This is a genomic window from Rhodopseudomonas sp. WA056 (assembly GCF_010906995.1).
In the GTDB taxonomy this organism is placed as follows: Bacteria; Pseudomonadota; Alphaproteobacteria; order Rhizobiales; family Xanthobacteraceae; genus Rhodopseudomonas; species Rhodopseudomonas palustris_G.
Map to the genome: position 1 here is coordinate 1 of NZ_QPFS01000188.1, position 6204 is coordinate 6204.

Below are 6204 nucleotides of genomic sequence, written 5' to 3' on the forward strand. Positions count from 1 at the left end.
CCAGCCGCGACGGACCGGGCCCTTGTCCTTGAGCTGCTCGACGACGGCCTTGACGGTCGATGCCGGGATCGAGAAGGCAATGCCGATACTGCCGCCCGACGGCGAGTAGATCGCGGTGTTGACGCCGACCACCTCGCCGGCGGTGTTGAACGCCGGTCCGCCGGAATTGCCCTTGTTCACAGGGGCGTCGATCTGGATGAAATCGTCATACGGACCGTTGCCGATGTCGCGCCCGATCGCCGAGACGATGCCCGACGTGACGGTACCGCCGAGGCCGAACGGATTGCCGACCGCAAGCACCCAGTCGCCGATCCGCGGCTTGCCGTCCGACAGCTTGGCGTAAGGGAAGTTCGAAGCGCCTTCGACCTTGATCAGGGCCAGATCGGTGCGCGGATCGCTGCCGATCACCTTGGCCTTGTGGGTCTTGCCGTCATCGGTGGTGACCTCGACCCGGTCGGCGCCTTCGACGACGTGATTGTTGGTCACGGCGTAACCGTCGGCCGAGATCAGGAAGCCCGAGCCCTGGCCGGTCATCATGCCGCCGCCGCGATGGCCGCGCATTCCGGGCGGCATTTCCCCGCCGAACCGGCGGAAGAACCGCTCCATCGGCGAGCCGGGCGGGAACGAGAAGTCGTCGCGGTCGTCGCCCTTGGCCATCTTGTCGGCGATGTTGACCTTCACCGAAATCACCGACGGCTTCACCTTCTCCACGATGTCGGCGAAGCCGACCGGCTGCTGCGACGGCTGCACATTGGCACCAACCTGCTGCGCCTGCGCCGGCGTGCCGATCAGATCGAACGACCCATGGCCGAGCCCGTAAGCGCCCGCACCGAGACCGGCCACCACCGAAGCCATCAGCGCGAATCTGCGCGCGGACAGCAGCGAGCCGGAGAGCGACCGATGCGACGGCTGCGAGGACGGAACGGAACGGCGATCGTGCATTGAGAATATCTCCGAAGACGGTTGAAACTGAAGGTACCGAACTGATCAGCACCGTTGCTCCGAAGATGGGGCCCGTCGCCTTACGGCGCTCTGGCGAGGGAATTAAACTTTTGTAATTTTGGCGTATTCGGCCCCGTCGCGCCGCGACGGATGGTCGCTTCCCGTCCCGCTCCCGGCCGCGACATTGTCGCCGTTCGTACATTCGTGTCGGGAATCCGATCCGCCTTTGGTCGCAGCCGCCGCCCGCTCCAGCGCTGCAACTAACTGAATTACTTAGTGATCGTTGCTGGCCTGGTTCTTGCCAAGGCGCTGCCGGAGGGCGCCGGCAAGGGCGTCGATCAACCCCTGACGACAGGAGAGTACGACGTGGCGAACATTACCTTCTCATCCCCGGTCATGGCGAAGGACGTCACCGTGTATGCGGTGGCGGGCGATCGCGGGACCATTCTGGCGGTTGCGAAATCGCACAACATTCCGATTCCGTTCGACTGCCAGGACGGCGAATGCGGTTCCTGCCTGGTGCAGGTCGAGCATTTCAATCCGAAGGCCAAAGCGGCGGTGGCGCTGACCGAAAAGGAAAAGGAAGTGCTGCGCCAGCTCGGCAAGATCTCCAAGGAAGAGATCGTCGAGGCCGAGGTCAACGACGTCCCGCCGCGCTATCGCCTCGCCTGCCAGTGCTTCGTGCGCAACGAAGACATCCTGGTCAAGTTCGAGGGCGACAAGACCAAGCCGCAACGTATGGCGGTGACACCCGCCGCCGCGCACTACAAAGGCGGCATGGAGATCAACACCCTGCCGGACTTCTTCAGCTACGCCGCCAAGGTCGAGGAAGACGCCGCGCTGCACTACGACAGTCTCGCCAAGGCGATGGCGGATGCCGGCAATGCGCCGGTGGCGAAACTGTTCGCACAGCTCGCCGAGTTCTCGCGGATGCATCTGGCCGAAGTGAAGTCACGCGCCGGCAGTATCGATCTCAGCAAGAACGTGCCGCCGGACTATGCCTGGCCCGACCACGCCACTCCGGAACGCGCCGCGGTGTGGGCGTCCGATACCACGCTGACCCGGCTCGGCGCGCTGAAGGCGGCGCTGCAGGGCGAGCGTCGCGGCTACGAGTTTTATCGCGCGGTCGAAGCCACCACCAAGTCTGCCGAGGTCGCCGCGGCGGCCAAGGAATTCGTCAACGAAGAAGCCGAGCACGTCCGCATTCTCGAGGCCTGGATCACCCAGGAGGAATGGTCGCTCAAGCACGCCGCCAAGGCTGCGGAGAACGCCTGACGACAGCGACGGCCGTCGTCGCTCCGGCGACGGCCGAACAAGGAGAGACGACGATGGAAACAGTCGAAGAGTTTCTGGCGCATTCGATCAAGCTCGAGCAGGAAGCCGCGCTGCGGTTCGGTCAGCTCGCCGACGCGATGGATAGTTGCGGCAACAAGGAAGTATCGAAGCTGTTCCGCCAGCTCGCGGACTACTCGCGGATGCATCAGGCCGACGCGCAGGCCCGCGCCGGCTTCCGCGACATTCCCCAGATGGAGCCCGGCGATTTCAAATGGCCGGGCCTCGAAAGCCCGGAAGCCGCCGCGATCTGGGGCACCGACCCGTTCATCGGCCGCGACCTCGCGCTGCAGATCGCGCTCGAGGCCGAGACCGGCGCGTTCGACTGGTACAAGAACGTCCTCGACACCACCGACAACCCCGAGATCAAGATGCTGGCCAAGGAGTTCGTCGCCGAGGAAAGCGGCCACGTCGCCGAGCTGCACCGCTGGATCGCGCTGCACAAGGCCGGCAAGCCGCTGCCGATGGAAATCGTGCCGTTCTGAAGCCCGGCGGCCCTATCGTCCGCGCTCACTCCCGAACCAACTACGCGAGGCCGGTCACGGCCTCGCGCCGGCTGCTATGCGCCGTGGGGGATGCGGCTGATTGCGCTGCGAACCAACGCATCTGCGCAGTCGCTTCGTTTGATTCATCCCCTCGACGAGCAAAATCACCGCAACGGTGGATCAATCACGCGATGCCGCGCACCCTGCTTGACTCCCTGCCGGCCTGCACACTAGGAATGTTATGTTATAACATATCATTCTGAGGTGGACTGTGTCCAAGCCGCAAACGTCTGACGATCGCCTGCCGGTCACGGTGCTGTCGGGATTCCTCGGGTCCGGCAAGACCACGCTGCTCAATCACGTGCTCAACAACCGCGACGGCCGGCGGGTCGCGGTGATCGTCAACGACATGAGCGAGGTCAACATCGACGCCGATCTGGTGCGCGAGGAGACCACGCTCAGCCGCTCCGAGGAGAAGCTGGTGGAGCTCACCAATGGCTGCATCTGCTGCACGCTGCGCGAGGATCTGCTGAACGAGGTCCGCCGCCTCGCCGACGAACGCCGGTTCGACTACCTGCTGATCGAGAGCACCGGGGTGTCGGAGCCGCTGCCGGTCGCCGCGACCTTCGAGTTTCGCCAGGAGGACGGCGACAGCCTGTCCGACATCGCACGTCTCGACGCCATGGTGACGGTGGTCGACACCGTCCATCTGCTGAAGGACTATTCGTCGACCGACTTTCTCGCCGATCGCGGCGAGACCGCGGGCGAAGGCGACGAGCGCACCCTGGTCAATCTGCTGGTCGAGCAGATCGAGTTCGCCGACATCGTCGTCATGAACAAGGTCTCGGACGCCACGCCCGCGCAGTGCGAGGCGGCGCGGGCCATCATCCACGCGCTCAATCCCGACGCACGACTGATCGAGACCGACTACAGCCGGGTGTCACCGGACCAGATCTTCGACACCGGCCTGTTCGACTTCGAACGCGCCCATCAGCACCCGATGTGGTTCAAGGAGCTGTACGGCTTCGCCGACCATGTCCCGGAGGACGCCGAATACGGCGTCACCAGCTTCGTCTGGGAGGCGCGCCGGCCGCTGATCCCGGAGCGCTTCAACGAATTCCTGCAGACGCCGCTGCCCGGCGTCATCCGCGCCAAGGGGCATTTCTGGCTGGCGACGCGGCCCGACTGGGTCGGCGAATTCAGCCTCGCCGGCGCTCTGGCCACCACCAAGCCGCTCGGCTTCTGGTGGGCCGCAGTGCCGCCGTCGCGCTGGCCGTCCGACCCGGCAGTGCAGGCGCAGGTCAAGGCCAAATTCGACCCGGTGTACGGCGACCGGCGCCAGCAGATCGTGTTCATCGGCATGCTCGGGACGATGAGCCGCGCCCGCATCACCACCATGCTGGAGCGATGCCTGGCCGAGCCGCCGAGCGCCGAGGCGTTCGATCCGAACAGCTACCGTCACCTGCCCGACCCGTTTCCGGGATGGCGGCGCGTCACCGACGCGGCCTGACCCGTCGACCGGCGACCACCCTGCTCAAGATTACGAAGGCCGTTACGTAGAACGACGTATTCGTCTGCTGCCACTCCGGATCCATAACCCACGACGTTACAATGTTACATGGAGCCAAGTCATGGCAAGTACCGGAAGCGTAAGCGCGTGGGACGAAGCCCTGCTCGTCGCGATGATCCAATATCCCGTGCCGGTGGTCACCGGCCCGGCGGACATCCAGACCCAGGTGAAGCAGATCTGCCGCGCGGTCGACACCACCAAAGCCGGCTACCCCGACCTCGATCTGATCGTGTTCCCGGAGTACTCGACGCAGGGCCTCAACACCGCGATCTGGACCTACGACGAGATGCTGCTGACGGTGGATTCGCCGGAGATCGGCGCGTTCAAGGCGGCCTGCAAGCGCAACAAGGTCTGGGGCGTGTTCTCGCTGATGGAGCGTAACGACGATCCGTCGCTGCCGCCGTTCAACACCGCGATCATCATCAACGCCGACGGCGAACTGGCGCTGCATTATCGCAAGCTGCAGCCGTGGGTGCCGATCGAACCGTGGTCGCCGGGCAATTACGGCATGCCGGTGTGCGACGGCCCGAAGGGCGCCAAGCTGGCGGTGTGCATCTGCCACGATGGCATGTTCCCCGAGCTGGCGCGCGAGGCGGCCTACAAGGGCGCCAACGTCTACATCCGGATCTCCGGCTATTCGACCCAGGTCAACGATCAGTGGATCTGGACCAACCGCACCAACGCCTGGCAGAACCTGATGTACACCATGTCGGTGAACCTCGCCGGCTACGACGGGGTGTTCTACTACTTCGGCGAAGGCACGGTGTGCAATTACGACGGCAACGTCATCCAGCAGGGCCATCGTAACCCCTGGGAGATCGTCACCGCCGAGCTGTTCCCGCGCCTCGTCGACAAGGCGCGCGAGCACTGGGCGCTGGAGAACAACATCTTCAACCTCGGCTGCCGCGCCTATGTCGGCAAACCCGGCGGCGAGAAGGCGAACTACCTGACCTGGGTGCGCGACCTCGCCGAAGGCAACTACAAGCTTCCCTGGGACGACAAGATCAAGGTCCGCGACGGCTGGAAGTATTATCCGGACGGCGTCAAGCTCGGCCCGATGCCGAAGCCGATCGCGGCGGAGTAGCTCCCACCGATCTCGTCATCCCAAGGCAGACCCGGCCGCTCCGGCGGCCGGGTTCTTTGTTTCGAGCAGGCCTTCGACGCCTAACGACGCCAATGTGCGCCGCGCCCGGCGCGATCGAACCAGGATCAGGACTTTCGCTCGGCGCCCTCGGCCGCCAGCAGCTTGTCCAGCCGCGCCTGCTCGTCGGCGCTGAGCGGCTTCGGGGCGTCGCCGACGCGGGCGGTGTCGCGGCCGCGGCGGCGGATGTGCAGCCACAGCCCGAGGCCGCCGCCGACCAGCACCAGCGGCGGCACCAGCCACAGCAGCAGCGTGTGCAGCTCGAACCGCGGCTTCAGCTCGTAGGGCGGATTAGTACTACTGCGTCATAAATTTCGCCGCCGGCTTGATGCTGCGGCGAGGCCACAACAGGGGCATCGCGGCAGGGTTTTGGCAAGTGCGCGGATCAGGCGCAGACGCATGGTTGCGATCGAGTTCGGGAGGTGGCGTTCAGGCCGCCACGGCGGATCCCCTGGGTCGATAGTCGTCGGGAAGGCGAGGCGCCGGGAGCAGCGTGGCGGAACGAGGTCCTGAGGGGGGAATCGTCGCCCGCTCGGCGACCAGGAATCCGTAGGCGGCGATGCACAGCGTGGCGTGATGATGGAAGCCGCGCCATCCACGCCCCTCGTAGTGCCCGAGGCCGACCTCCTGCTTGAGCTCCTGGTAGTCACGCTCGATCCGCCAGCGCAGCTTGGCGAGGTCGACGAGCGGTCGGAAGCCGATCGTCTCCGGCAGTGTCGCAAGCCAATATTTGG

Annotated in this window: 6 protein-coding genes and 1 pseudogene; 4 read left to right on the forward strand and 3 right to left on the reverse strand. The window is 65.2% G+C overall.

The window, feature by feature from the left end; translation table 11 throughout:
• On the reverse strand, positions 1-942 hold a 942-nt coding region (locus DU475_RS22740; RefSeq protein WP_164633405.1), incomplete at its 3' end, for a trypsin-like peptidase domain-containing protein.
• A gap of 366 nt (positions 943-1308) precedes the next feature.
• Here DU475_RS22740 and DU475_RS22745 point away from each other — a divergent pair.
• From DU475_RS22745 to DU475_RS22760, 4 genes are all read left to right on the forward strand, one after another.
• Positions 1309-2217, forward strand: coding sequence for a ferritin family protein (locus DU475_RS22745; protein WP_164633408.1), 909 nt, complete (start codon positions 1309-1311; stop codon positions 2215-2217).
• Positions 2218-2270: 53 nt separating this feature from the next.
• Positions 2271-2759 carry a ferritin-like domain-containing protein gene (locus DU475_RS22750; protein ID WP_013503258.1) on the forward strand — a complete coding sequence of 163 codons (489 nt, stop codon included), beginning with the start codon at positions 2271-2273 and terminating at the stop codon, positions 2757-2759.
• Positions 2760-3030: 271 nt separating this feature from the next.
• Positions 3031-4269 carry a GTP-binding protein gene (locus DU475_RS22755; protein ID WP_164633406.1) on the forward strand — a complete coding sequence of 413 codons (1239 nt, stop codon included), beginning with the start codon at positions 3031-3033 and terminating at the stop codon, positions 4267-4269.
• 121 nt (positions 4270-4390) lie between these two features.
• A complete protein-coding gene (locus DU475_RS22760; protein ID WP_047307558.1) occupies positions 4391-5413 on the forward strand; it encodes a formamidase in 1023 nt (340 codons plus the stop codon).
• Between the two features lie 125 nt (positions 5414-5538).
• Here the strand turns inward: DU475_RS22760 and DU475_RS22765 are convergent.
• Positions 5539-5748: pseudogene (locus DU475_RS22765) on the reverse strand (cytochrome c-type biogenesis protein CcmH); the annotation flags it as partial.
• Between the two features lie 151 nt (positions 5749-5899).
• On the reverse strand, positions 5900-6204 hold a 305-nt coding region (locus DU475_RS22770; protein WP_164633407.1), incomplete at its 5' end, for a transposase.